This is a genomic window from Paenibacillus bovis (assembly GCF_001421015.2).
GTDB lineage: Bacteria > Bacillota > Bacilli > Paenibacillales > Paenibacillaceae > Saccharibacillus > Saccharibacillus bovis.
The window spans coordinates 2,041,273-2,066,481 of the sequence record NZ_CP013023.1 but is presented as its reverse complement, the minus strand read 5'-3'; the positions used below and the strand labels follow the sequence as shown (position 1 = coordinate 2,066,481).

Below are 25,209 nucleotides of genomic sequence, written 5' to 3'. Positions count from 1 at the left end.
GAGCCTCTTTGATATTAACCTTATGATTATAGGGGAAAAGGGACAGCCTCACAATCGGCTTCCTCCCATTTCAACAGATAACCTCCAGCCGGAGGAATCACGATATCCCAGAATTGTATAGCTGGACACCAGAGCGTGATCAGCTGCCGGATTACACCGCCATGCGTCATAATCAGAATCCGCTTTGTTTCTTTGGATTTCTGTTCAGAAGACAATGCTGACGATGCTGTACCGGATCTTATCGCAGTCGACGGTGATGTATCTGGCGAAGAAGTAGATACCCCCGCTGCGGTTCGTTGTGATTCCGGTATGAGTGTACCGGCAAAATGATTCACCCTGCTGCTGAAATGCTGCCAGGATTCTCCGCCGGGTGGGCAGATCGACGCAGGATCATCGATCCAGCGCCGATACGCCAGCTGGTTACACAGATCGCTATAGGTACAGCCTTCCCATTGTCCAAAATCCAGCTCGCGAAGCGCGGGATCATAGCTTGCTTTTGGCACACTCTGCGCACTGCCGGTCATTACATAATCCAGCGACTCCCGGCAGCGCACAAGATCACTGCAATAGACATTATCCCATTGCCATGCAGACAGTGCCTGCCGGACAGGTTCCAATTCCTGCTGCGCTGCAGGCAGCAAAGGGATATCAGTATGTCCCAAATATCTTTTCTCCCTGTTCCACTGTGTAGTGCCATGACGCAGCAGCAGTATATGTATACTCATGTCTGTCCAATGCCTCCTGTCATGATCCATATCGCCAGCAATGTAGCACAGACGATAATCACACTGCCGGTCCAGTACATCAGCTGTGCTGTCCGGACAATATCATCCGGTATCATACAGCGCCGGGCAATTCCCATATAAGCTCGATGCGACACCACTCCATGATAACGGTTCTCCCCGCCAAGTCGTATATTCAGCGCGCCAGCAACAGCCGCCTCCGGATATCCACTATTGGGACTCGGGTGACCAGAAGCATCGCGTTTTACAGCCTGCCAGGCACCGGGAGCATTCAACCGCAAACAACCGCTTAATCCAATCAGTACAACAGCTGTTAACCGCGCCGGAATATAGTTGGCGATATCATCCAGCCGGGCAGAAGCCCAGCCTAGATAGAGATACTTGTCGTTTTTGTATCCGACCATGGAATCGAGTGTATTTACGGCGCGATAAGCCATCGCTAGCGGTGCGCCGCCGATCAGCGCATAGATTAGCGGTGAAATCACTGCGTCCACTATATTCTCGGCAATCGTTTCCACTGTTCCGCGAATAATCTCCGGTTCGTCCAGCTGATCGGTGTCCCTTCCGACGATCATACCGAGTGAACGCCGGGCAGCCGGCCAATCCTGCCGGATCAGATCCTGATAGACTGCCATCCCTGCCTGCTTGAGTCCTTTGGAAGCCAGGGTAGTAGCGATTAGCAGAATCTCCAGACCTGCACCTATATAAGGATGAATCCTATTTGCTACAAGCAGCAACGTCCATGTAATGAGCCAGACTCCCCCGACAATCAACAGCGGCAGCACAATTCCTGCTGCACGTAATCGGTGCTCTGGCAGTGACCAACTCCGAATCATGCGCTCCACCCTTTGAATGGCCATACCCATGCCGATTACCGGATGCGGCAGCCAGCGCGGATCGCCTATAATCCGATCCAGCATATAGGCAGTCAAAGGTATCCATATGCCACCTGCCCACAGCGCATTATACTGCCAGTACAGCAGACTCATCGCTGTTCATCCTGCTGCTGATCGCCAAAGATCTGCTGCCAGCATGCAAGCAGCTGTAGATTATGCTCCTGATCTTTGACAGCGATACGAATATGACGACTGCTTAGTCCCGGATACATGGCACAGCTACGGACCAGAATCCCTTTTTGTCCCATCGCCATCTGAAAAGTCTCTGCTTCCCATGGTTCGGGCAGCTCGACCAGCAAATAATTCGCTTCTCCCGGACAGACTGAGCACCCCATTTGTGTAAGCCGCTCACGCAAATATTCCCGCTGCTTGATATTGCGCGCAATAGTCTGCTGTTCATAATCCGTATCGGCAGCATGCTCCAGACACCATTCCCCGGCAGCTTGCGCCAGTGTATTCACACTCCAGGTCACCTGTTGACTGCGCAGCCGGGCAGCCATTTCCGGCGAGCTGATCGTATAACCGAGACGCAGCCCGGGAATCGCATAGAACTTGGTCATCGAGCGCACAATAATAATATTCGGATACCGCTCCAACTCCCCCTGCAGTGATATACGCTGGGAAAGCGGAATAAAATCTGTAAAAGCTTCATCGATAACCAGTATCACTTTATGAGCATTCGCTGTATCCGCGATACGCTTCAGATCGTCAAATATGTACTGCACACCGTTCGGATTATTCGGCTGACCGAGAAACAGCAGATTCACCTGTGGAATCAGCTGGCAGATCTCTTCCACGTCTGCCCGGTATGCCAATTCCGGGCGACCGTAAATGCGCATAATCTTGCTGCCATACTGGCTGGACAGCTGGGCATATTCAGAGAAACACGGTTCGACCAGTCCGACTACGGCCGGACGCAGAGCCAGCAGCAGCAATGCCATACATTCTGCCGCTCCATTACCAATAACCAGCTGTTCACCGGTACATTGATTCCGCTCGGCGAGCAGTCCACGCAGCCGCCGATGTCCAGGGTCCGGATAATGAACGATTTGCGGCAGGCATTCCTTCAGATAATCGAGCAGCCCGGGCGGCGGGCCTGCTGCATTCATATTTGCGCTGTAATCCATCATTTCCGCTATCGGTTGGCCAAATTGCTCTGCAGCTGTTTTCCGGTCGCCTCCATGTCCATAAATTTCAATCATATGTGCTGATTCCCTCCTGATATCACCGTACACTATGCTGCACTGCCTATAGTCGGCAGCAGGCATACTGCCACAATTGTGCATATGTATTTACATTACTATAGCTAATGCAGCAATCTCAATAAAATTGACAACTATCCTTTTATGCTACTGACAATTCTATATTCAAAAAGTAACAGTCTTATATCCAAAAAGGCCACCAGGTCGCTTTTGTATCCAAGCAGCCTGGCGGCCTTTTTTGTCTATATGATTATGTGGTTCATGACTATATTCTGCGATTTTCCTGATCTTTCATATGGTGCTGCTCATCCGGTACACGACCCTGATCGGATACTCCTTGATCGATATCCGGTGATTGCTCCTTACCATCCACGAATTTTTTCGTATCCTGGTTATGCTGGTCTTTTTCCTGCTTACTTTGCAGCAAATCTTTGGCTTGATCACTCATCGTTGTATGCCTCCTTATAGCAAGCGTTACCAGCTATTACCCGTCTGTTTTTGCAGTTAAACGTATAATCGGAGATCTGCTTATGAATCCGCTCATACTGTCAGACGGAGGAACAATACTATCATTTTGCATAATTCAATTGGTTTTGGTATATCTTTGGTTTACAATAAGAAAGCAGGCAGATTTGCGGACATTTCAGTCCCGTGGACTGCCCGGACGAGCGGATATGGATCTGCTGGGCCGGGCAGCAGTTGTACTCGCCTCCGCAGAGACCATGCCGGTAAGGTGAACATAAATGGAGGAAAGACCATGCTCTTTATCGATAACAAAGGTATTACCGATCCAACGATCAATCTGGCTATTGAAGAATTCGTGCTCAAGCATCTGCCGATGGATGACAGCTATCTGCTGTTCTATATCAACGAACCGTCTATTATTATCGGCAAGCATCAAAATACAATCGAAGAAATCAACGCCGAATATGTAAAAGCCAATCATATTCATGTGGTACGCCGTCTGTCCGGCGGTGGAGCAGTATACCATGATCTGGGCAATCTCAGTTTCAGCTTCCTGACCAAGGATGACGGACAATCGTTCCATAATTTCCGTAAGTTCACCCAGCCTGTTGTCGAAGCGCTGCAGCAGCTTGGTATCAATGCCGAACTGTCCGGGCGTAATGACCTGCAGGTCGGTGAGCAGAAAATCTCCGGCAATGCCCAGTTCTCTACACGCGGCCGTATGTTCAGCCATGGCACGTTGATGTTCAACTCCGAACTGGACAATGTACAATCTGCACTCAAGGTGAACCCCGAGAAATTCAAATCCAAAAGTACCAAATCCGTACGCAGTCGGGTTGCCAATATCTCCGAGTTTCTGAATGCACCGATGACGATGGAACAATTCCGCGACGATATTCTGCGTCACATTTTCGGTGTAGAGCCTGCAGATGTACCGCAATACGTACTGACCGAGGAAGACTGGGCCAAAATCCACGAAATCTCTGCAGAACGTTATCGCAACTGGGACTGGAACTACGGTCAGTCCCCGGAATCCAATATCAAACATGCCAAAAAATTCCCTGCCGGCATTATTGATATCCGCATGAATATCAAAGAAGGTCATATCCACGAAATCAAAATTTATGGCGACTTCTTCGGTATTGGCGATGTAGCGGATATCGAGAACAAGCTGCGCGGCCTGCGGTACGAAGAAAATGCGGTACGCGAAGCTCTGCAGGGGATCGATCTCAAGCATTACTTTGGCAATGTGGAATTGGAAGACTTTGTCGGACTGGCGCTGCTGGAAGACTAGGATTCATCACAGATATATAAATACAGATCTATAACATGGATAGAAGGAGCACATACTATGTACAAATTAATTGCTATTGATATCGACGACACATTGATCAACGATGACAAGGAAGTTACCCCTGCCACTCAGCAAGCGCTGGAACAGGCGGTTGCCAAAGGCACTGTAGTGACACTCGCTACCGGCCGCGCTTATGCATCCGCTCAGGCAATTGCCCGCCAGACCGGATTGAATGTACCGATCATCACGTATCAGGGTGCCCTCATCAAAAACCTGATGGACGAGCAGGTATTGTATGAGCGCTATGTTCCTGTAGAAGCTGCGCGCAAACTGTTCGAATACTGCGTAGAGCATAATCTTCATCTGCAGACGTATATCGATGACAAGCTGTATGCCCGTGAACTGAATCAGCATCTGATCGACTATACGACGCTGAATCGTACACAGTATTATGTAGAGCCAGACTTTGCCAAAATGATCGAACAGCCTACGCCAAAAATGCTGATCATCGACGATCCGGATTTCCTCGACGAGCTGCAGCCGATTCTACGCGAGCTGCTGGGTGATGGCGTGCATATTACCAAGTCCAAGCCGGAATTCCTGGAAATTATGCACAAGGAAGGTACCAAAGGTGCTGCACTGACTTTCCTGGCTAATCATTTTAACTGTGATCTGCAGGATACCATCGCTGTTGGCGATTCCTGGAATGACCATGAAATGCTGGAAGTTGCGGGTCTGGGTGTGGCTATGGGTAACGCGATCGCACCGCTAAAAGAAATTGCGGATTATATTACGGCAAGCAACAACGAAGATGGTGTGAAGCAGGTTATCGAGGAGTTCATTCTTAAAAACTGATCGTTTGCAGATGGTACAGGCTGTTATGCATTTGTACTGCTGATAAACTCTGTATCGGATGTGCATGTCCGCTGCGGAAAGGGATTCGGTCACGTCCTCCAGTTGAGCCGGGAGATCTGGAATAGGAAAAGCGGTCGATCTCCCGGCTCAAAGGTCGTCCTTTGACCGAATTCCCTTCCCTCCGCTATGTCGATGGGCATTCCTTTTGGCACTGTTTTGTAGAGATTTAAAACATTAATCCATCTAAAACTTTGAGGATTTAAAAGCTTTGTAACCTATTAATTCTTGCCTTTATTTCTTTGGATTTGTTGTTAAAGATTGTAGAAGATAGTTACTAAAAAGCACCTTGCCAGAGAGTATAGCATCATTCCGGATTATTGCCGGGATAATGCTATACTCACCGCAAGGTGCTTTTTGGGTTACTCTGGATGGTAGGGTCGTTGCATCTGCATTTATATCTACATCTGTATCATACTCATACTCATACTCATACTCATACTCATACTCATACTCATACTCATACTCATACTCATACTCATACTCATACTCATACTCATACTCATACTCATACTCATACTCATACTCATACTCATACTCATACTCATACTCATACTCATACTGACTAATTATACGTTCTGCATCTGATCCAGTGCTTCCAAATATAATACCTGCAGGAACTTTTTGATACTCACCTTGCTTTTGCTGTCGTCGCGTTCTTCATCGATCTCTTTCATTTTGGCACGGATATCTTCAAAGTCGAAATAGAGCGGTGCATAGTGCTCGAATTTGGGATTTCCGTAATCGGTGAGTCCGATAGAAGCCAGATGTGTGAGCGCTGTCGTAACGGTGCGTCGAATGCGCTGTTCGATTGCTTTGGCTTCTTTATCAACTTCGCGCGGAGTGCTTTTGTAGCTGGCAGCTACTCCTTCGTACAGCTGTTTGAGAGGAGGAAATGGACCTGCCTGTCCACGCTGCAGCAGCATTTCCATAATAGCGGTAATATCATTGCAGCCTGCTTCACCAACAATACCCAGATTCATATAAATAGGACGAATGACTTCGCTGATACTACGCGGTCTGACCGGTACAGCAGTCTGGCGCTCTGTAGACAACAGATTCAGCGTATCCAGTCGAGACAAGGAAGACTTGAGCTCATGCAGGTACTGCCGGATCTCTGCATGTTCGCTGACCCGGGACAATACGGATTCCACTTCTATTCGGTTAATCGGCTTGCGGATAAAAAATTCAATCCCGGATTGATAGGCTTCGCCGACCATTTCCTGATTTTCAATCTGCGAGATCATCACGTATTTGCCCCGAAATCCCTGCCGCTGTAGCTGCATAATCGTCTCCAGCCCATCCTGATCCGGCATTAGCCAATCGATCAGCACGACATCCGGCTTGCTTTCCAGAATAATACGGGTACCTTCCTCCCCACCTCTGGCTGTTCCGGTCACTTCGCCCAGCTTGCTTTCCCTGATAATATTTTCCAGCATTGCACGTGTTGCCGGATCGTCATCTACAATACAAAAAGATAATCCCATATTATCATCCTCTCTTTAATGAATCGGTTGGCAATTCTACCCGAAAAGCAGTCTTCCATGGAGCATGCTCCTCATTTGTACAGAGCCGGATGCTGCCACCAAGCGATGCGACAATATCATGCACATGTGACAGACCGATACCGGTAGCCGCACTGCCTCCCTGGGCAAATTTGGTCGTAAATCCCGGCTCAAAGATCATCTCCCGATCACGCTCCGGAATTCCTTTTCCTGAGTCAGCGACTGTGAGCACAGTCCAGTCTGACTGCTGCTCAATCCGCAGTTCAATAGATCCGGACTTGTCCACTGCTTCAATCGCATTAGCCAGCAGATTGTTGAGCAGTGTAAGCAGCGGAATATAATCCGAAGTCAGGTAATCCTGCTGCAGATGAGCGCTGAATATGACCTGTTTGTTGAGCATTATCGCATATTTGCGATTGCCACGAATCGCATAATCCATAATCTCCGATAGCGACAGCAGCGACTGGGCATCCTGATCAAACAACTTGAGCAGACCGGCAGCAATACGCTGCGAATCTTTTTTGACTTCGTGTATTTCCTGGGTAATACTGAGCTGCCGCTGACTAAAGTCGGTCAGACCTTCCCGCTTGAGGTCGGTATACAGACGATAGCTGCTGTTGGTAACACGTTCAATAGTATCCATCGATTTGCGCAGATAAAATACTTCGCCATACAGACCAGAGCTGACAGACAGCATCTGTTCCATTCGCTTGTTCTGCTCTAGCGATAGCGCGCGGATCTGGCTGACGGCAATACTGCTGTACAAACCGGTCATAAAAAAGCCGCGGATCGCAGCTACCACTATAATATACATCCATGTCGCCGGATTGGAGATTTCCGATCCGGTCAGCAGCCATCTGCAGATCATCTCGACCGTATTGGAGCTAAAATCGATACATGTCGCGAGTACCCCGAGCAGCAGCAGATTCATCCGCTCGATCTGCCCCTGAATCAAATACATCCCTATCGAAAATGTAAGATAATATAGCCCACCGGATGTATGCACCTGTATCCGGTCGATCCAATCGAATCCATTCGGTCTCAGAATCAGATCCAGAAGAATACGAAATATAATTACTGTAATCGCTGTCCATATTCCTGCCCGGATAAAAGGTAAACGGTTCATCAGTAGCAGGAATAACAGAAAAGCACTACCACCCAGACCAATCCGAAACAGATCACCGGGTACGGGATTAATCTTGAACTCCCCGGCCACTGCTGTTCCAAGCGCTACCGTCAGAATCTGAATTTTCTCATTTCTGAAAAGAGCAGGCATGCGTCCTTCAGCTCCTTTGCGGCGCGATTCGGATTGACGTACGACTGTAGTGGACAATGAGGGTTCTGTTGTTTTGTGAAATTGTTTATATGGTATCATAAAATTTCCCTTTCATGCTGTTTTCATTATAAAACTCTCTCCATAACGGTTATACAACATGTTTTCGTCTGCAAAGATCACAAAAACCGGTCTCCTTCCGGAAACCGGCTCCCTGTGTGTGTTAAGCTGTGCGTGTCTCCAAGCGTCTGGAGATCAGCGATAATGTATAATTTACAACAAAATAGATCATCGCGACAAGCAATAAAATCGGAATCGGATAGTTGTGGTTCTGACCCATGATAATCTGCGCGTTATGCATCAGTTCAGCCAGTGCTACGATAACTGCGAGCGAGGTATCCTTGAGCAGTGAAATGAACTGGCTGACCAGCGGCGGCACCATTCGGCGGAGACCCTGCGGCAGAACGATATGCCAGAGCGTCTGCACCGTTCCCAGACCCGAAGAACGTGCTGCTTCCACCTGTCCTTTGGGAATAGAATTTAGACCGGCACGGACAATCTCCGAGATCATCGCTGCTTCAAACAGCGTCAGCGCAATAATCGCGCCTACCGGAATCGTAAACTTGAACTGAATGCCAAAAAACGAAATCTGCGGCACCGCAAACTGAACAAAGAAAATGATTAGCAGCAGTGGCAGATTACGCAGAATCTCTACGACAACTGCCAGTACCTGTGACACTACGGGAATCTTCATATAACGGATAACTCCAGCAAAACATCCGATTACAAAACTGAATATAATAGCAAAGAAGGCGACATACAGCGTCATGCCCAGACCTTCCATCAGAAACTTCAAATTCTCGGGTGAATACGCACCTGCGAAATCCATAGTACTCCTCCTTTAACCCTTATTGCGGATGGTTTATGAACTTTTGGCCAATCTGCGTTCCAGTACATGGGAACCATAGCTCATTGGTAGCGTTAATATCAGATAGAACATCCCTGTGAAAATATATGTGCTGACTGTGGCATAACTGTCTCCGTTAATCGAATCGGCAAAGTACATCAGATCCAATCCGGCTACGATCGTGAGTACCGATGAGTTTTTGATAAGATTGATAAACTGATTGCTCAGCGGCGGGATAACCAGTTTGATAGCCTGCGGTAAAATAACATGCAGCATCGATTGTATGTAACTCATTCCTGATGAACGTGCAGCTTCCATCTGCCCTTTGGGTACAGACAAGATTCCTGCACGAATCGCTTCAGCAATAAATGCAGATGTATACACAGTCAATCCCAGTGTTCCTGCCTGAAATCCATCAAGTCTGGCACCCAGAGACGGCAATCCCAGATAGAAAAACAGGACGACAATCAGAATCGGGATATTCCGGATAAATTCCACATAAGCGGTCCCCAGCCATTGCAGCGGTTTAATGCCGGTAATACGGAATACCGCAATAATAGTACCCAGAATAAAGCTTCCGACCAGTGCGATCAGACTTGCCTGAATTGTATTCAAAAACCCTTCCATATAGTCAGGGAAATATTCAATCAGAATAGAAAAATCCAGCATTTTCATACCTCCTTTGATTCTTTGCAATCCAGTATGTCCAAGATGCTCTGACTGCATGGGCTTGCTCTCTTATACTCAATTCCGATTCTGGCTAGTTCTTCACTCGAGTTTTGAACCATCACTAGCTTTTGAACATCCATACCAGATCGATCCTTCATCTGCTCTAATGAAAAGGATGGGCGTAATGGCCCATCCTCTGTCTTATTAAATTCCAGCCTTGCCTGCATTTCATATCGACTTCATATCCGCAAAACTTATTTGCTTTCTGGTGCTTTACCGATCCATTTTTTGTACAGCTCATCATAAGAACCGTCTGCTTTCATATCGGTCAGACCTTTGTTGATCGCTGCCACCAGGCCGGTCTGTCCTTTTTTCACAGCGATACCATAAGGCTCATCTGTAAATGGTTTGCCTACGACTTCATAATTCGGGTCCTGTGCAGCCATACCGTACAGAATCGCATCGTCTGTTGTCAGCGCTTCACCCTGACCTGCTTTGAGAGCGTTAAACGCATCTTGATAGTTATCGAATTCCAGTACTTTTACGCCCGGTACTTTTTCTTCGATATTATCGATCGATGTAGCGCCTTTGGCTGCCAGAATCGTTGTATCGGCAGTCACATCTTCGATACCCTGAATCGGGCTGCCCTTTTTCACGAGCAGGGATTGTCCGGCCTGGAAATAAACATCGGAGAAATCGACTTCTTTTTTGCGGGCATCCGTAATGGTCATCGTGGCGATAACCATATCCACATCGCCATTGTTCAGCATCGGGATACGTGTTTTGGACGTTACTTCTTTCAGCTCGACTTTGCTTTCGTCACCAAGGATACTTTTCGCCAGGGCATGGGCCATATCCACGTCAAAACCTTCTACTTTGCCGCTACCTGGATCTTTGAGACCGAACAGTTTGGTGTCATATTTGACGCCCACAATCAATTTACCGCGCTGCTTGATCTGATCGATCTGGGCATTCGCATTGCTTTCCGATGAAGCACCGCCACTAGGGTTCGTTTTGGTTGTACTGCATGCTCCCAGTACCATTACCAGAGCTATCATGCATACAAGAAGAAGCGAGAATCTTTTTTTGTTGGACATTATTCATTTCCCCTTTTCATTGGTATAGGTGCAATGACTTGCGAATAGCTATTTATATGGAGCGATTAGTGATTCAATAGGCGGCTAAGGAACAGCTTGGCCCGCTCTTCCTGTGGATTGGAGAAAAACTGCTCCGGTGGAGCTTCCTCTACGATCTTGCCCTGATCCATAAAGACGACCCGGTCAGCCACTTCACGGGCAAAGCCCATTTCATGGGTAACCACGACCATGGTCATTCCCTCCAGTGCGAGGGCTTTCATAACATCGAGCACCTCACCGACCATCTCGGGATCGAGCGCCGAAGTCGGTTCATCAAACAGCATAATCTGCGGCTTCATAGCCAGACCTCGGGCAATCGCTACACGCTGCTGCTGTCCACCGGATAATTGAGAAGGATACGACTGCGCTTTATCAGCGATACCGACTTTTTCAAGATAGTGCATCGCCGTCTGGTGCGCTTCCGCTTTGGAGACGCCCAGTGCTTTGATCGGAGCCAGTGTGATATTGTCGATTACTTTTTTGTGCGGATACAGATTGAAATGCTGGAAAACCATACCGATATTGCGGCGCAACTTATTCAGATCCGTTTTACGTTCATCCACACGTACTCCATTTACTGTCAGCTGACCGCTGCTTGTTTCTTCCAGACGATTGATACAACGAAGCATCGTACTTTTACCGGAGCCGGAGGGTCCAAGTACAACGACAACCTCTCCTGATTCGACATGCAGGTTAATTCCTGTTAATACTTGAAAGTCGCCATAGAACTTGTCAACTTCATGGAAGGTAATCATCCTTTTCCTCCTTTTTATGTACCGAAATTTATCTTTTTCGTGATTAGACTGTCAGGTATACTTACATTTTTTATAATATTAAGCTACACCTACATAAAACTACGTAAACCTACGCTGTAGCGCTGTAAATTCCTGAATTCCTCCAAAAAATAATCAAAAAAATACAAAAAAACCGATATCTTCCGATACCGGTCTCCTTTGGTAATGCTATTTCCATTTCTATTCTTCGGGTAAAAGTACAGTGTAATTACCCAAATCAATTGTCATGCCTGTACGTGCTGTACTGGCACCTACAGGCAGATCAAGTTCCTGGCGCAGATCGACTCCATGCGACATATGCGTATAAATCGTCTGAATCGGAGCCAGTTCATCTACCAATTCCGCAGCTTCACGCATATCATACACCGAACGCCCACTGTATTCCGCCTCTTCGTGAACAAAGCTGGTTCCCAGAATCAATAGATCCAGCCGGTCCATCAATACTTTTTGTTCTGCAGTCAGTCCGATAGCATCCGGGCAGTATACCCAGCCAAAATCATGTTTCTCCAGCCGGTACGCATAAGAATAGCCATTAAATCCATGATGTACCTTCCACGGTGTCAGTTTCCAGCCACTGATGGTCATGCCTTCATCATTGGCGATCATATCCAGATGCGTGGCAATCCATGGATACTGACGCTGTATAATATCCAGTACTTCCTGCGGTGCATAGACACGTCCTCTGACCCCCTGCCACCGGCAGGCATCTGCCCATTCCGGCAGTCCGGCGATATGATCGAAATGCGCGTGGGTAATTACGATATCCGTAATATCCGCACGACGATTGGTCATCTCCATCTGCAGACGCCAGTCGGGACCGCAATCGATCAGAAAATCGCCTTCCGTACTTTCGATCAGTACCGAAGAACGCAGACGCCGATTGGTCCCGCTATTTCTCGCTTCTTCGCATACCTCACAATCACAATATACCCTGGGAACACCCATTGCATCACCGGTTCCCAAAAATGTTAATCGATCCACTACACGTCCGTTCATCCTGTATTCTCCCCTTGAACCTGAAGGTATAATTTTTGCACATCATCAGGATTGCCTAATTAGTATACACAAATTCATATTTTTATTCATAATATACAAGTTTGATGAATACAGCTATTATTCGCCATATCATTCTATTTGCGCCTACATGATTCCTTTTGCGCGTCAGGCCGTATTCTGCTGCCTGTAATGTATTATATCTTAAAGTATATCATTTTCCTTTTAATTTCGGTATGTACGCTCAACGTACAAGTTTTCAGGGAAGGTACGCTATCATTGTTTTCTATTATACAGACCTGTATATACAAAAAAAGCTATCTTTTCACAAAGTGTAAAAAGATAGCTTCACATTCACTCACCCACACAGAATAGTATCAAATCCCTGCCAATACCTGATACCAGATCCCGCGTTTGGAATACAAGGAGCTGCGGACTTCACTCCATCCGCCCAGATACTGTATATCAAACAGTCCCGATGGATCAGGATATTCGCTGCGATGAGCCTTCATGACCTGCTCATCCACCGGACGAAATCCGTGTTTGGCAAAAATCTCCTGGGCTTTCGCTGTGCGCAGATAATCGAGGAAAGCTTCGGCTACTTTACGTGTGCCGTGCTTGTCCACATAAGAATCCACCACGGCAGCAGGATTTTCGATCAGAATCGTATCGTCGGGTACGACCAGATCATATTGTGCTCCTTTGGCCATCCGTGCCAGCAGTTCATTTTCATACGTAACAATTACATCTCCTACCCCGTATTCAAAAGCTGCCATTGAAGCCCGTCCGCTTTTATCGAGTGATTCTATATTTTGATGGACAGCTTCCAGAAATGCTTTGGCGGCTGCCGGATCTTTCTGTCCTTTTTCCCGTTCTGACTGCTTGAGTCCGGCGCCATAGATCGCATTGATATCCCACTGTGCACCACCGGATGTTTTGGGATTGGGATACAGCACCTTCACACCGGGACGCGCCAGATCCTGAAATTGATGAATACCGAGCGGATTGCCTTTGCGTGTGCCGAGTACGACGATAGAGCGTGTGACCATGCCCTGATACGGAGCATCTTTCCATTTTTTATCGACCAGTCCCGCTTTAACCAGCTTGTCGACATCGCCTTCCAGCGACAGAATCGTCACGTCCGCTTCGAATCCTCCGGCAATCGCCCGCGCCTGTGTACCCGAAGCTTCATACGACTCCTGGAAGCGCACTGTCTGACCGGTCTTTTCTTTCCAGTACTGTTGGAACTGCGGCAGAATCTCACCGACGGCATCCTTGGCTACACTGTAGGCGCCGATTACCAGTGTTACATCTCCATCTGATGCCGGCGCAGCGGATACCGGCTGTGTTCCGGATTGTTCTGCACCGCTGCATCCGGAGAGCAGCACACTCAGCAGAATAAACCCCACCAGTAATCGGAGTGACCACGATTTTCTCTGTTTCATGCTGTTCTCTCCTCTCCAGACTCTACGGTATGTTAACAGACTATTTCCCGTTTCTGCATCGATCTGCTGATCACTCCGTGTCGATTGATTCATCTAGATAAATACCGATAATGGATCAGCTTTGAGTGCATTTTCGGCAATCCAGCTCTCATCATCATTGAACAGGTATGCACGGTGAACGAGTACCTGTACGTCCTGTCCTACCTCCAGCGTATCTTTTTCCAGTGAACGATAGGTGATCAGTCGATTCGTACCCACTTCCACCTCGACCATCCACTGACTGCCCCGGAAGTGCATATGCTTCACAGTACCTGTCTCTGTCGCGGACAGCAGGCGGAACTCATGAGCAGGTCCAATCTCGATATACTCCGGCCGGATCAAAGCACGGGCAGAAGCAGTAATTCCGTGATGATCGAAGCCTTTGAGCTGTCCAATCTCTTCTATAATCGTCGACTCCCCGATAAAGGAAGCGACAAACGGCGTAGAGGGCTGCTTGTAAATATCCCATGGCGTCCCCTTCTGTTCCAGACGTCCGCCATTAATAATCATAATCTCGTCAGCCACTTCGATCGCTTCATCCTGATCATGGGTAACGAAAATAGAAGTAATACCTACCCGCTCGATCAGTTCACGCAGCCAGGTACGCAGCTCCTGCCGGATCTTGGCGTCGATCGCTGCGAACGGTTCATCCAGCAGCAGCAGCTGTGGTTCGGGTGCCAATGCTCTGGCAAAAGCAACCCGCTGACGTTGTCCGCCAGACAGCTGATGCGGATACCGATGCTCGAATCCGGACAGGCCGGTCAGCTCCACCAATTCACGTACACGATCCCGCATCGCTTCTTTGCGGATCTTTTTGACTTTCAGACCAAACGCTATATTATCGAATACCGTCATATGCTTGAACAATGCATAATTTTGAAAAACAAATCCGATCTCCCGTTCCTGCGGCGGCAGATGATTGACTGTTTTGCCATGAAAAATAATCTCTCCGCTACCAGGCGTCTCCAGCCCGGCAAGCATCCGCAAAATAGAGGTTTTACCGCCACCACTCGGTCCGAGCAGACCAATCAGATGTCCCTTGGCAATTGAGAAGCTGACATCCTGCACCGCATGAAATTGACCGAAATGCTTATCCAAATGACGAACTTCCACATGCATATCAGAGCACTTCCTTTCTTTTCTTGGCCCGTTCCATCAGCAGCAGCAAACCGATCGAGAACACTGCCAGTACAAGGGCAACCCCATTGGCAGCTGTCACATTAAAATTTTCCATATCCTGATAGACCAGTGTCGTCGCCGTCTGCGTCTTGTTAATAATATTGCCGGATACAACCAATACCGCGCCAAATTCTCCCAGCGAGCGAGCGACCGTAAGGATGGTACCGTAAATAACGGCCCAGCGGATAGACGGCCAGGTCACCTGCCAGAATGTTCTCCAGCTGTAGGCTCCCAGTGTGGAAGCCGCCTCTTCCTGATCTGTTCCAATCTCCTGCAGTACAGGCATAACTTCACGTACCATCAGCGGGAACGTTACGAATAAGGTAGCGATAACCATACCCGGGAACGCATAGACGACCTTGAATCCGATATTTTCAAAAAAAGCGCCAATCACCGTATCCGGTCCCAGCAGTAGCACGATCATCAGACCACCGATGACCGGCGATACCGCATATGGCAGATCCACGATGCTGTTGAACAGCTGGCGAAGTTTGCGGCTGATCCAGGTTCCCCGTACCAGATAGACGCCCATCATAATGCCGAATATTCCATTCAGCAGCGTCACTACGACGACAATCATGCCAGTCATCATCAGAGCGTGCATTGCTTCAGGCCGTCCCAATGCCTGCAGGAACCCTTTTCCACCTTCATCAAATGCTCCTGTGGTCAATACTACCAGCGGGATCAGAATCAGAATACTGAATACGAGCCAGGTCAAAGTAATCCATAGTCTTCTCATCAGCTCATTCTCCTCGTCTGCACCAGATTGATCAGCCAGAGGATAATAAAGGACAGGGTCAGCAGCAGAATCGATACCGCTGCTGCACCCGCTTCATTATCACTCTCCACCTCACCGAAAATGTACACCGAAGCGGTCAATGTACGTCCGGGAATATTGCCGGCTACCAGCACAACCGCTCCAAACTCTGCCAGTGCCCGGGAAAATGCGAGCATTGCTCCACTCAGAATCCCCGGTACCATTGCCGGTAAAATCACATTAAAAAAAGTGCGTGTACGCGAAGCTCCCAGTGTATAAGAGGCCTCTTCTGCCGATCGATCCAGCTCTTCCAGCAGCGGCTGAATCGCCCGGATAACAAATGGAAAAGTGACAAATACCATCGCCACGATAATCGCTGGCTGATGAAAAACCAGATCCAGCCCGACCGAAGCAGCTGCTTTTCCCACAATGCTGCTCGGTCCCAGCAGCACCAGAATCATTAGTCCACCGACTGCGGTTGGTAGTGCGAACGGCAGATCCACGATACTGTTCAGCAGCGATTTACCTGGAAAGTCATATCTGATCAGTACCCAGGCAGCCATGGTACCGACCAGCGCATTGATCAGCGTCGCGATCAGTGCCAACTTGAGCGTCAGCAGCACTGCTTTCCAGGCAATCGGATCTCCAATATTCTGGACAAAGGCAGCCCATCCATCCGATAGTGAATTTACATACACTCCGGCTATCGGCAGTACAATCAAAATCAGAAAATACAGCAGCACCGTCGTACGAAATCCCCATGTCCAACCTTTGTGACGCAGTAATGTACTATTCACCGGAAGACTCCTTTACTTGAACTCAATCGTCCATTTTACTTTTGCATTCCTTTAACCTTTATTTCCTATTAGTATACTTGGTATTAAATCTTAGCCATACTTTAGCAAAGCCTGACTTCAAGCGTCAATGAGAAGTTTACTTTTTGCCAAAATGATTTCTAGTCATGCGTAATGTTCGGATTCCGCTTCGAATCGACTGCTTCAGCCTAGAAAAACAGCTGGTTTATAAGCAATTCTCCGCTTTATCCACCAGCTTCTGGAATTATGTTTTGCACTTTTATTTGACGCTGGTATTGGCTAGCGTTGACTGTATATCTGATTGATTCCGGTGTAATGAGGTAATATCTGAATAGAAATGAGTCCAAATAAGGATTAAAATGAAGTTGGAACACCTGGATTCTTCATTCTAAGAATCATCTTGAAAAAAAGTAGGAAAAGAGGGATATCGATGCTGTATACGATGCAGATTTCAACCCGCAAACGCGATGAAATGAGAGATATTACAAGAGAAGTCTCCTCCAAAGTAAGCCAGAGCGGCATACAGGAAGGCATAGCGATTGTCTATTGTCCGCATACGACTGCCGGAATTGCAATCAATGAGAATGCAGACCCAGATGTGAAGCATGATGTGCTGATGCGTCTGGATGAAGTCTATCCCTGGGAGCATCCCAAATATCGCCACATGGAAGGCAACACGGCTTCGCATCTCAAATCGATCACTACCGGCCCTTCCCAGACCATTATTATTCAGGATGGCAGGCTGCTGCTCGGACGCTGGCAGGGTATTTATTTCTGCGAATTCGATGGGCCGCGCCAGCGGGAATACATGATCAAAATCATGCAAGGCTGATACAAACGAATGAGACCGAACACAAAAGGCGACTGCTCTGCATACAGGATGCGGATCAGTCGCCTTTTGTGTTCTAGTATCTGATTGTCGGCAGGTGGGATTGCTGCCATTTTACTATAGGGATTCAACGTTTTGACAGGGCAAAGCCTTAAAGTGCCAAGATAGAGGAATGCCCCTCTTGGTATGCTGCGCCCGCTTTGAATAATTTCTTCCATTATCGGCTTCCTCTTATAATACCCTGCAGAGCGTTTTGACATGGGCAATCGCTGCAGGCCGGATCTCATCATAGGTAACGCGATCCTGAATATAATAGGAAATGAATCCGTGAATCGACAGAAACAGACTCAGCGGTACCGTATGCATCGCTTCCAGCGTATGCTCGGTCACATCCATATGCTGCCGAACAATCGACGAGAACAATTCAAAGCAGCGTGCCTGTTCTGCACGACAATAGCTTAACAGCTCTTCATCACGGATCATAAACATAATCTCGTACTGATGGGCATTATCCAGTCCAAAACGAATAAATTCAATCAGCAGGCGCTCTACCTTGTTCCATTCCGGCTGCTCCGGTGCTTCCTTGACCTCCTGCAGCAGATAGCAGAGATGATCAAAGTCCTCCATTACAATCGCATAGAACAGCTCCGCTTTTTCCTTGAAATGATAATACAGTGAACCATGGCTGTAGCCCAGATGCTGACCAATACTACGCATCGAGATTGCACGATACCCCTTTGTTACAAACAGATGTCTGGCAGCCTCTAAAATTCTCTCCCTGGATAACTCCTGCTCTACCGCTCTACGTGCCATAGTATGATTCCCCTTCAAGCATTTTGCATAGTCAGATCAGATGCGCCGGCTATGTCTGTGATTCTACACAGATCTATACTATCATCGCACCCGGTTCTGCTCTATTTCTCTTGTTCTTCTGTAAAATAAAGCTGCTCGCCTGTCGTGATCAATGACTGTCCCTGCGTAAGATCAGTCATCCATTCCCGGAATGCCTCTGCTTCGCTGGCAACCGGCAGACAGTTCAGAATCACTTTATCGGTAAAAGCGGTATCACCCATACGGATGCCCCGGCTGCGCAGCTCATTCTCTACTTTGCCAAGCCAGGTATAATCCAGTTCAACCTTTACTTCCTGATGCAGTACACGTGTAATAGCTTCTCCTGCTTCGATCGCAGCAACGGCTCCGTCGGTATAAGCCCGGATCAATCCACCGGCACCCAGCATGATTCCACCAAAATACCGGGTTACGACAATAACGATATCCTGTAATCCCTGGTTTTTGATCACCTCCAGAATAGGCTTGCCTGCGGTTCCGCTCGGTTCGCCATCATCCGACTGACGCTGAATCTCGCCCCGCGAGCCGATCAGATAGGCAGAGCAGTTATGCGTAGCATTCCAGTGCTGTTTTTTGATACTTTCAATAAATTCCAGTGCTTCTTCTTCGGTAGCAACGGGCTTGGAGTGACCGATAAACCGGGATTTTTTAATCACAATTTCTTTGTCCCCAGCTTGTTGTATGGTCTTGTAGCGTTCGGGTTTGTCTGTTGTCATGATAATCCTTTCCTTACCGTACCTGCCTGATATGCAGGCAGTATTCACTAATCCCTGTACTGGCCATCAGAGCAGTGTATCTCACTCCAAATGTACCAATACCTTCCAGGTTACTAAAGATATCATACAATATATTTAGGTATCAAGAAAGCAGCTCCCTGGCATCGCTGCCCGAGAACTGCTTTCTTCATGAAGTTTATCCTATTTTACATCAAAAGTAGCTTATTGGAAAAGACTTTTAAACCGGCTTTACGCTGGTTTCATGCAAAACCTTCCATAATTACTCGGAAAGTCTTGCTTCCAGTTCCGCTTTTTGCTTTTCAAAGCCTGGTTTACCCAGCAATGCGAACATATTCTTTTTGTAAGCTTCTACGCCTTCCTGGTCAAACGGATTCACGCCGGACAGATATCCGCTGATACCGCAAGCTTTTTCGAAGAAGTACACCAGGTAACCAAAGGAATATGGAGTCTGGTCCGGAATATTAACGATCAGGTTAGGCACCTGTCCGTCGGTATGTGCCAGCAGTGTACCCTGGAATGCTTTTTTGTTAACGAAATCCAGTGTTTTGCCAGCCAGGAAGTTCAGACCATCCAGATCTTCCGGATCTTCTTCGATTGTAATATGACTTGCCACTTCTTCAACCTGAATAACGGTTTCGAAGATGTTACGACTTCCATCCTGGATAAATTGACCCATGGAGTGCAGATCTGTCGAGAAATCAACAGCTGCCGGGAAGATACCTTTGAAGTCTTTACCTTCGCTCTCGCCGTACAGTTGTTTCCACCATTCGGATACGAAGTGCAGGGATGGTTCATAGTTTACCAGAATCTCGATTGCTTTACCTTTGCGATGCAGTGCGTTACGAACCGCTGCATACTGGTAGCTCTCGTTCTCGGCAACGTTCGGGTTGCTGTATTCTTTGGCAGCGTCTGCAGCACCCTGCATCATTTCTTCGATGTTAACGCCAGCTGCTGCGATAGGCAGCAGACCTACCGGTGTCAGCACGGAGTAACGTCCACCTACATCATCAGGAATAACGAAGCTTTCGTAGCCTTCTGCATCTGCCAGTGTTTTCAGTGCGCCTTTGGCACGGTCAGTCGTAGCATAGATGCGTTTGCGTGCTTCTTCTTTACCGTATTTTTTCTCCAGTTCCGCACGGAAAATACGGAAAGCAATAGCCGGCTCTGTTGTTGTACCGGATTTGGAAATTACGTTTACGGAGAAGTCTTTGCCTTCGATAGCCTGCAGCAGATGATTTACATAAGTGGAGCTGATATTGTTACCGGCAAAGTAGATCTCCGGTGTTTTGCGTTTGTCTTTTGGCAGTACGTTATAGAAGGAATGTGTCAGCATCTCGATCGCTGCACGTGCGCCAAGGTAAGAACCACCGATACCGATAACGATCAGTACTTCGGAGTCGCTCTGAATTTTGGCAGCCGCTTTTTGAATGCGTGCGAATTCTTCTTTGTCATAGTTGTTAGGCAAGTCGATCCAGCCCAGATAGTCGGAGCCTGCGCCAGTACCATTGTGCAGTTGTTCGTGAGCCAGGCGAATCGGCTCTGCAAAATAATCCACTTCATGTTGAGCGACAAAAGAAAGAGCTTTGCTGTAATCAAATTTCACTTTTTTAGACATAATATTGTTACCCTCCCAAAATAAATTATTTGCATATTCCGACCTTTAACAGATCGGTCTGCTGCATGATGCTGTGTTCTGCCCTATATGGCCTACCTGAATATGTACCCTGACCGAATACCGGATGACACCTTTGACAGCAAATGAATCCTCAGCAATTCCGTATATGCGATCCATCGCCTGCCTATACCCAACCGGCAGCCGTACATGCTACACTTAACGGGACAGGCCACTTCTGCTTTTAAGTATGACCGGATGATTCCCGTATTGCAAGCATCCGGCAGCCGGCAGAGCAGGCATATTTTGGATTACATAAAGAGACGGAGGAACGATGCTATGAAAAAAATCGGATTTATCGGTCTGGGTACCATGGGTCTGCCCATGGCAGAAAATTTACTCAAAAAAGGATTTGAGCTAACCGTCTATAACCGTACCGCAGCCAAGGCGGAATCCCTTGTTCAGCAGGGTGCACGGCAGGTACATACGCCGCGCGAAGCTGCCGAAGGACAGGATATGGTGATCACCATTGTTAGCGATGATGCTTCCATTTATGAAGTATATCAGGGTGAAAATGGTATTATTGCTGCGGTGCAGCAGGGATTAACTGTTATGGATTGCAGCACCGTCTCTCCACCGCTCGCTCTCGAAATCGCTGCCGATGTTCACGCACGCGGCGGCATCTATCTGGACGCGCCGGTAACCGGCAGCAAACCGGCAGCTATTGATGGCACACTCGTATTCATGGTAGGCGGCAATCCCGAAGCGATAGAATCCCACCAGGACGTATTTGATACGCTGGGACGACTCGTTATTCCAATGGGGCCAAATGGCAGTGGTGCTACTGCCAAGCTCGCGCATAATACCATGGTCGGTATTCACACTGTCGCATTGGCCGAAGCATTTGCAATTGCTTCCAAAGGCGGTATCGACCCTTCCGCATTCCTGCAGCTGATTCGCAACGGTGCTGCCAACAGCCGTACCATTGAGTTAAAAGGCCAGAAAATTATTGACGGCGACTACAGCAACCAATTCTCCCTGGCGCTGATGCTCAAGGATCTCAAGCTTGCTTCGGCACTCAATGACAAGAATGGCGTACCTGCGCCTATGCTGAATCTGGCCAAAAGTCTGTTTCAGACAGGGCAGTCCAAAGGCTATGGTGACGATGATCTGTCCGTTATCGCCAAATGCTACGAAGAATGGATTGGTCAGACGATTAACGGCAAATCACTATAACCTGTTGATGTCCAAAGATAACTTCTCTGGAATCAAGCAAGCAGGTTAATGCCGATCGCAAGCTCGCCTCATCCAGAGCTTATCCAGCAGAACTCTACGTTTAGGTCACCACAGTCATAATTGACTATAGAGCCTGAACGCATTGATGCCAATGAGATACAGCATAGACACCGTTATCTTGTCTATGCCAATGCAGCAGACAGCAGAATTTGATCCACAACAACCATCCAGCAGAATCATTACATGAGGTGCACGCATATGCGCTTTCTTAATGATTCTGCTTTTTGGATTGCCTGAATAGTCCGACTGATGCAGCATTATTCGGTGAAAGCCCTTTTGCTACCTGATTGTTTATTAAAGCTTATCAGGAATAGGAGCAGCAGTAATCGGTCACCGTTTTGATTTCCAGCTTGAATCGGGTATTGGCAGGCACTTCAAAAGCAGACTGTCCATCGATATGCAGCCACTCTTCTGTACCCGGCAATTGAACCGAGAGCTGACCGGACAGAATCTCCATCGTCTCATGCTGATCGGTTCCAAATTCATAACTGCCCGGCATCATAATGCCCAGCGTAACTTTACTGCCATCCGGCAGCAAAACCGTTCTGCTCGTTACCTTGCCTTCATAATAAATATTGGCTTCCTTGATTACTGTCACCTGTTCAAATTGACTCATCCGTTTATACCGCTCCCCTATGATCAAATGGAAAACACCGGGTATCCCCGCCTTGCCACAAACCATGCTGTAATATGGATTAGAAAAAAGCGCAGAGTGGCGCTGGGCCACTTCTGCACCTTTTAAGGTCAAACGATATTAGGACAGCAGTCCTTTAACTTTCTGTACTACATTATCTACAGTGAATCCGTACTCGGCCATTACGCGGTCGCCAGGAGCGGAAGCACCAAAGGTAGTGATACCCAGGATTGCGCCCTTGTCGCCAACATAACGTTCCCAACCGAATGTTTGAGCCATCTCGATCGCAAGACGAGCTTTAACATCTGGCAGAATAACGGAATCGCGATAAGCTTGATCTTGTTTTTCGAACAGTTCCCAGCTTGGCATGCTGACAACGCGTACTTCGATGCCTTCAGCTGCCAGTGCTTCTTGAGCTTTAACAGCCAGCTGCACTTCGGAACCTGTTGCGATAATTTGTACTGCTGGTTGTCCGCCTTTAGCGTCGGATACAACGTAAGCACCTTTTTTGATGTTTTCGCGTACGCCTTCTACTGTACCAGGCAGGATCGGCAGGTTTTGACGAGTCAGAACCAGCGCAATTGGGCCACCTTTGTTTTCCATAGCATGAGCCCATGCAGCAGATGTCTCGTTACCATCCGCAGGACGGATTGTAGTCAGACCTGGAATGATGCGCAGGGAAGCCAGTTGTTCGATTGGTTCGTGTGTAGGACCGTCTTCACCAACAGCGATACTGTCGTGAGTCAGTACATAGGTTACAGGCAGACCCATCAGAGCAGCCAGACGTACTGCTGGACGCAGGTAATCGGTAAATACGAAGAACGTACCGCCGAATACTTTGATACCACCGTGCAGTGCAATACCGTTCATTGCGCCTGCCATTGCGAATTCACGTACACCAAAGTAGATGTTACGGCCATCGCGTGTTTCAGGTGTGAAGTTTTCCAGGCCTTTCAGGTGAGTCATTGTGGAGCTCTCCAGGTCAGCGGAACCGCCGGCCAGTTGAGGTACACCATTGATCAGACCGTTCAGTGCGTTACCGGAAGCAACACGTGTGGATACTGCTTTGTCTTCAGTGCTGTAGAATGGCAGTTCTTTGTCCCAGCCATCTGCCAGGTTACCGGAGAATGCCGATTCAAATTGTGCAGCCAGCTCAGGGTTTGCTTTTTTGTACTCGGCAAACATTTCGTCCCATGCTTTGTTGGCTTCAACGCCGCGCTCTTTAACTTTTGCAAAGTATTCACGAACTTCATCCGGTACATAGAAATCTTCTTCGTATGTCCACTCGTAGAATTCTTTGGTCAGTTTGGCTTCTGCAGAACCCAGTGGGGAACCGTGCGTACCACCGTGGCCGCCGATACCCTGTTTGTTCGGGCTACCGTAACCGATCACTGTTTTCACTTCAATCAGTGTTGGACGGGAAGTATCGGATTTTGCTTCTTCCAGTGCTGCTGCGAGTGCAGTCAGATCGTTACCGTCTTCTACGCGCAGTACTTGCCAGCCGTAAGCTTTGAAACGGTCTTCTACGTTCTCGGAGAAGGACAGACCTGCTTTACCATCCAGCGTAATATCGTTGGAATCGTACATCATGATCAGTTTGCCCAGTTTCATGTGACCAGCCATGGAAGCTGCTTCACTTGCTACGCCTTCCATCATGTCGCCATCGCCACAGATTGCATAAGTGAAGTGGTCGATTACGTTAGCGTTGCCTTTATTGTAAGTTGCCGCCAGGTGGGATTCAGCCAGCGCCATACCTACTGCCATGGCTACGCCTTGACCCAGAGGACCTGTAGTTGCGTCTACACCAGCAGTGTGACCATACTCAGGGTGACCTGGAGTTTTACTTCCCCATTGACGGAATTGTTTGATTTCATCCATTTCCAGACCGTAGCCGGACAGGTGCAGCAGGCTGTACAATAGCATAGAGCCATGACCTGCAGACAGTACAAAACGGTCACGGTTTACCCATGTAGGGTTAGCCGGGTTGTGTGTCATTGTTTTAGCGAACAGCTGGTAACCCATTGGCGCGGAGCCCATTGGCATACCTGGATGTCCGGAGTTTGCTTTTTCGATCGCATCGATCGAGAGTGTACGGATCGTGGAGATCGCGAGATTGTCCACGTTGGAGTTGCCGGATTGGCTAATGCTTTGTTCTTGCTCTTGTTTCTTGTCAGTCATGTTAATCCTCCTCATTCTTCTTGGTAAAGCGAGGTGCTCAGACCCTATTT

Annotated in this window: 24 protein-coding genes; 4 read left to right on the top strand and 20 right to left on the bottom strand. The window is 48.0% G+C overall.

From position 1 onward, the window contains the following. Positions 1–26: 26 nt before the first annotated feature. The 4 genes from AR543_RS08800 to AR543_RS08785 all read right to left on the bottom strand — a co-directional run bounded on the left by AR543_RS08800 (position 27) and on the right by AR543_RS08785 (position 3,289). Positions 27–725 (bottom strand): histidine phosphatase family protein, encoded by a 699-nt coding sequence (locus AR543_RS08800; RefSeq protein ID WP_060533600.1) that lies wholly within the window; start codon positions 723–725, stop codon positions 27–29. Beyond that, positions 722–1,732, bottom strand: a complete 1,011-nt coding sequence (cbiB, locus tag AR543_RS08795) for an adenosylcobinamide-phosphate synthase CbiB (RefSeq protein WP_060533598.1) — start codon at positions 1,730–1,732, stop codon at positions 722–724. Before cbiB ends, AR543_RS08800 begins: the two co-directional genes overlap by 4 nt. After that, positions 1,729–2,841 carry a pyridoxal phosphate-dependent aminotransferase gene (locus tag AR543_RS08790; RefSeq protein WP_060533596.1) on the bottom strand — a complete coding sequence of 371 codons (1,113 nt, stop codon included), beginning with the start codon at positions 2,839–2,841 and terminating at the stop codon, positions 1,729–1,731. Before AR543_RS08790 ends, cbiB begins: the two co-directional genes overlap by 4 nt. 265 nt (positions 2,842–3,106) lie before the next feature. Further along, positions 3,107–3,289: a hypothetical protein gene (locus AR543_RS08785; protein ID WP_060533594.1), complete on the bottom strand. Its 183-nt coding sequence runs from the start codon at positions 3,287–3,289 to the stop codon at positions 3,107–3,109. A gap of 309 nt (positions 3,290–3,598) precedes the next feature. On the opposite strand from AR543_RS08785, the gene AR543_RS08775 reads away from it, so the two are divergent. Next, positions 3,599–4,600 carry a lipoate--protein ligase gene (locus tag AR543_RS08775; protein WP_060533590.1) on the top strand — a complete coding sequence of 334 codons (1,002 nt, stop codon included), beginning with the start codon at positions 3,599–3,601 and terminating at the stop codon, positions 4,598–4,600. A gap of 57 nt (positions 4,601–4,657) precedes the next feature. Then, complete coding sequence (locus tag AR543_RS08770) at positions 4,658–5,455, top strand: Cof-type HAD-IIB family hydrolase (protein WP_060533588.1); 798 nt, start codon at positions 4,658–4,660, stop codon at positions 5,453–5,455. A gap of 626 nt (positions 5,456–6,081) precedes the next feature. On the opposite strand, the gene AR543_RS08760 is transcribed toward AR543_RS08770, so the two are convergent. From AR543_RS08760 to cysT, 11 genes are all read right to left on the bottom strand, one after another. Then, positions 6,082–6,999 carry a response regulator gene (locus tag AR543_RS08760; RefSeq protein WP_060533586.1) on the bottom strand — a complete coding sequence of 306 codons (918 nt, stop codon included), beginning with the start codon at positions 6,997–6,999 and terminating at the stop codon, positions 6,082–6,084. A gap of 4 nt (positions 7,000–7,003) precedes the next feature. Next, on the bottom strand, positions 7,004–8,392 hold the full coding sequence (locus AR543_RS08755) for an ATP-binding protein (RefSeq protein ID WP_087071256.1): 1,389 nt from the start codon (positions 8,390–8,392) through the stop codon (positions 7,004–7,006). Positions 8,393–8,513: 121 nt separating this feature from the next. Beyond that, positions 8,514–9,179: an amino acid ABC transporter permease gene (locus AR543_RS08750; RefSeq protein WP_060533582.1), complete on the bottom strand. Its 666-nt coding sequence runs from the start codon at positions 9,177–9,179 to the stop codon at positions 8,514–8,516. Positions 9,180–9,212: 33 nt separating this feature from the next. After that, the gene (locus AR543_RS08745; protein ID WP_046225514.1) at positions 9,213–9,866 is read right to left on the bottom strand and encodes an amino acid ABC transporter permease; all 654 of its coding nucleotides are present in this window, start codon (positions 9,864–9,866) and stop codon (positions 9,213–9,215) included. A 254-nt stretch (positions 9,867–10,120) separates the two neighbouring features. Next, positions 10,121–10,963: a glutamate ABC transporter substrate-binding protein gene (locus AR543_RS08735; RefSeq protein WP_082472170.1), complete on the bottom strand. Its 843-nt coding sequence runs from the start codon at positions 10,961–10,963 to the stop codon at positions 10,121–10,123. A 65-nt stretch (positions 10,964–11,028) separates the two neighbouring features. Beyond that, the gene (locus AR543_RS08730; protein WP_060533577.1) at positions 11,029–11,757 is read right to left on the bottom strand and encodes an amino acid ABC transporter ATP-binding protein; all 729 of its coding nucleotides are present in this window, start codon (positions 11,755–11,757) and stop codon (positions 11,029–11,031) included. A gap of 219 nt (positions 11,758–11,976) precedes the next feature. Next, on the bottom strand, positions 11,977–12,792 hold the full coding sequence (locus AR543_RS08725) for an MBL fold metallo-hydrolase (protein ID WP_060533575.1): 816 nt from the start codon (positions 12,790–12,792) through the stop codon (positions 11,977–11,979). Between the two features lie 374 nt (positions 12,793–13,166). Next, positions 13,167–14,234 (bottom strand): sulfate ABC transporter substrate-binding protein, encoded by a 1,068-nt coding sequence (locus tag AR543_RS08720; protein ID WP_060533573.1) that lies wholly within the window; start codon positions 14,232–14,234, stop codon positions 13,167–13,169. 93 nt (positions 14,235–14,327) lie between these two features. Next, positions 14,328–15,392: a sulfate/molybdate ABC transporter ATP-binding protein gene (locus tag AR543_RS08715; protein ID WP_060533571.1), complete on the bottom strand. Its 1,065-nt coding sequence runs from the start codon at positions 15,390–15,392 to the stop codon at positions 14,328–14,330. A 1-nt stretch (position 15,393) separates the two neighbouring features. Further along, the gene (locus tag AR543_RS08710; protein ID WP_060533570.1) at positions 15,394–16,191 is read right to left on the bottom strand and encodes a sulfate ABC transporter permease subunit; all 798 of its coding nucleotides are present in this window, start codon (positions 16,189–16,191) and stop codon (positions 15,394–15,396) included. Beyond that, on the bottom strand, positions 16,191–17,006 hold the full coding sequence (cysT, locus tag AR543_RS08705; RefSeq protein WP_060533568.1) for a sulfate ABC transporter permease subunit CysT: 816 nt from the start codon (positions 17,004–17,006) through the stop codon (positions 16,191–16,193). The genes AR543_RS08710 and cysT overlap by 1 nt, the downstream gene beginning before the upstream one ends. A 448-nt stretch (positions 17,007–17,454) precedes the next feature. Here cysT and AR543_RS08700 point away from each other — a divergent pair, with 448 nt between their 5' ends. Next, entirely contained in the window at positions 17,455–17,856 is a 402-nt protein-coding gene (locus AR543_RS08700) for a secondary thiamine-phosphate synthase enzyme YjbQ (RefSeq protein ID WP_060533566.1), read from the top strand. Between the two features lie 228 nt (positions 17,857–18,084). Here the strand turns inward: AR543_RS08700 and AR543_RS08695 are convergent, their stop codons facing one another. The 3 genes from AR543_RS08695 to AR543_RS08685 form a co-directional block, all read right to left on the bottom strand. Continuing rightward, the gene (locus AR543_RS08695) at positions 18,085–18,666 is read right to left on the bottom strand and encodes a TetR/AcrR family transcriptional regulator (protein WP_060533564.1); all 582 of its coding nucleotides are present in this window, start codon (positions 18,664–18,666) and stop codon (positions 18,085–18,087) included. A gap of 101 nt (positions 18,667–18,767) precedes the next feature. Next, a complete protein-coding gene (locus AR543_RS08690) occupies positions 18,768–19,418 on the bottom strand; it encodes a YigZ family protein (protein ID WP_060533562.1) in 651 nt (216 codons plus the stop codon). Positions 19,419–19,698: 280 nt separating this feature from the next. Further along, entirely contained in the window at positions 19,699–21,054 is a 1,356-nt protein-coding gene (locus tag AR543_RS08685; protein ID WP_046213045.1) for a glucose-6-phosphate isomerase, read from the bottom strand. 336 nt (positions 21,055–21,390) lie between these two features. Between AR543_RS08685 and AR543_RS08680 the strand changes: the two genes are divergently transcribed. After that, positions 21,391–22,287 (top strand): NAD(P)-dependent oxidoreductase, encoded by an 897-nt coding sequence (locus tag AR543_RS08680; protein WP_060533560.1) that lies wholly within the window; start codon positions 21,391–21,393, stop codon positions 22,285–22,287. Positions 22,288–22,651: 364 nt separating this feature from the next. Here the strand turns inward: AR543_RS08680 and ppnP are convergent, their stop codons facing one another. Both ppnP and tkt read right to left on the bottom strand, forming a co-directional pair. After that, positions 22,652–22,963, bottom strand: a complete 312-nt coding sequence (gene ppnP, locus AR543_RS08675; protein ID WP_060533558.1) for a pyrimidine/purine nucleoside phosphorylase — start codon at positions 22,961–22,963, stop codon at positions 22,652–22,654. A gap of 138 nt (positions 22,964–23,101) precedes the next feature. Next, a complete protein-coding gene (gene tkt / locus AR543_RS08670) occupies positions 23,102–25,159 on the bottom strand; it encodes a transketolase (protein WP_060533556.1) in 2,058 nt (685 codons plus the stop codon). Between the last annotated feature and the right edge of the window lie 50 nt (positions 25,160–25,209).

Coding starts and splice junctions, on each gene's coding strand:
- AR543_RS08800 (WP_060533600.1), bottom strand. CDS start 725: ATGAGTATACATATACTGCTGCTGCGTCATGGCACTACACAGTGGAAC.
- cbiB (WP_060533598.1), bottom strand. CDS start 1,732: ATGAGTCTGCTGTACTGGCAGTATAATGCGCTGTGGGCAGGTGGCATA.
- AR543_RS08790 (WP_060533596.1), bottom strand. CDS start 2,841: ATGATTGAAATTTATGGACATGGAGGCGACCGGAAAACAGCTGCAGAG.
- AR543_RS08785 (WP_060533594.1), bottom strand. CDS start 3,289: ATGAGTGATCAAGCCAAAGATTTGCTGCAAAGTAAGCAGGAAAAAGAC.
- AR543_RS08775 (WP_060533590.1), top strand. CDS start 3,599: ATGCTCTTTATCGATAACAAAGGTATTACCGATCCAACGATCAATCTG.
- AR543_RS08770 (WP_060533588.1), top strand. CDS start 4,658: ATGTACAAATTAATTGCTATTGATATCGACGACACATTGATCAACGAT.
- AR543_RS08760 (WP_060533586.1), bottom strand. CDS start 6,999: ATGGGATTATCTTTTTGTATTGTAGATGACGATCCGGCAACACGTGCA.
- AR543_RS08755 (WP_087071256.1), bottom strand. CDS start 8,392: ATGATACCATATAAACAATTTCACAAAACAACAGAACCCTCATTGTCC.
- AR543_RS08750 (WP_060533582.1), bottom strand. CDS start 9,179: ATGGATTTCGCAGGTGCGTATTCACCCGAGAATTTGAAGTTTCTGATG.
- AR543_RS08745 (WP_046225514.1), bottom strand. CDS start 9,866: ATGCTGGATTTTTCTATTCTGATTGAATATTTCCCTGACTATATGGAA.
- AR543_RS08735 (WP_082472170.1), bottom strand. CDS start 10,963: ATGTCCAACAAAAAAAGATTCTCGCTTCTTCTTGTATGCATGATAGCT.
- AR543_RS08730 (WP_060533577.1), bottom strand. CDS start 11,757: ATGATTACCTTCCATGAAGTTGACAAGTTCTATGGCGACTTTCAAGTA.
- AR543_RS08725 (WP_060533575.1), bottom strand. CDS start 12,792: ATGAACGGACGTGTAGTGGATCGATTAACATTTTTGGGAACCGGTGAT.
- AR543_RS08720 (WP_060533573.1), bottom strand. CDS start 14,234: ATGAAACAGAGAAAATCGTGGTCACTCCGATTACTGGTGGGGTTTATT.
- AR543_RS08715 (WP_060533571.1), bottom strand. CDS start 15,392: ATGCATGTGGAAGTTCGTCATTTGGATAAGCATTTCGGTCAATTTCAT.
- AR543_RS08710 (WP_060533570.1), bottom strand. CDS start 16,191: ATGAGAAGACTATGGATTACTTTGACCTGGCTCGTATTCAGTATTCTG.
- AR543_RS08700 (WP_060533566.1), top strand. CDS start 17,455: ATGCTGTATACGATGCAGATTTCAACCCGCAAACGCGATGAAATGAGA.
- AR543_RS08695 (WP_060533564.1), bottom strand. CDS start 18,666: ATGGCACGTAGAGCGGTAGAGCAGGAGTTATCCAGGGAGAGAATTTTA.
- AR543_RS08690 (WP_060533562.1), bottom strand. CDS start 19,418: ATGACAACAGACAAACCCGAACGCTACAAGACCATACAACAAGCTGGG.
- AR543_RS08685 (WP_046213045.1), bottom strand. CDS start 21,054: ATGTCTAAAAAAGTGAAATTTGATTACAGCAAAGCTCTTTCTTTTGTC.
- AR543_RS08680 (WP_060533560.1), top strand. CDS start 21,391: ATGAAAAAAATCGGATTTATCGGTCTGGGTACCATGGGTCTGCCCATG.
- ppnP (WP_060533558.1), bottom strand. CDS start 22,963: ATGAGTCAATTTGAACAGGTGACAGTAATCAAGGAAGCCAATATTTAT.
- tkt (WP_060533556.1), bottom strand. CDS start 25,159: ATGACTGACAAGAAACAAGAGCAAGAACAAAGCATTAGCCAATCCGGC.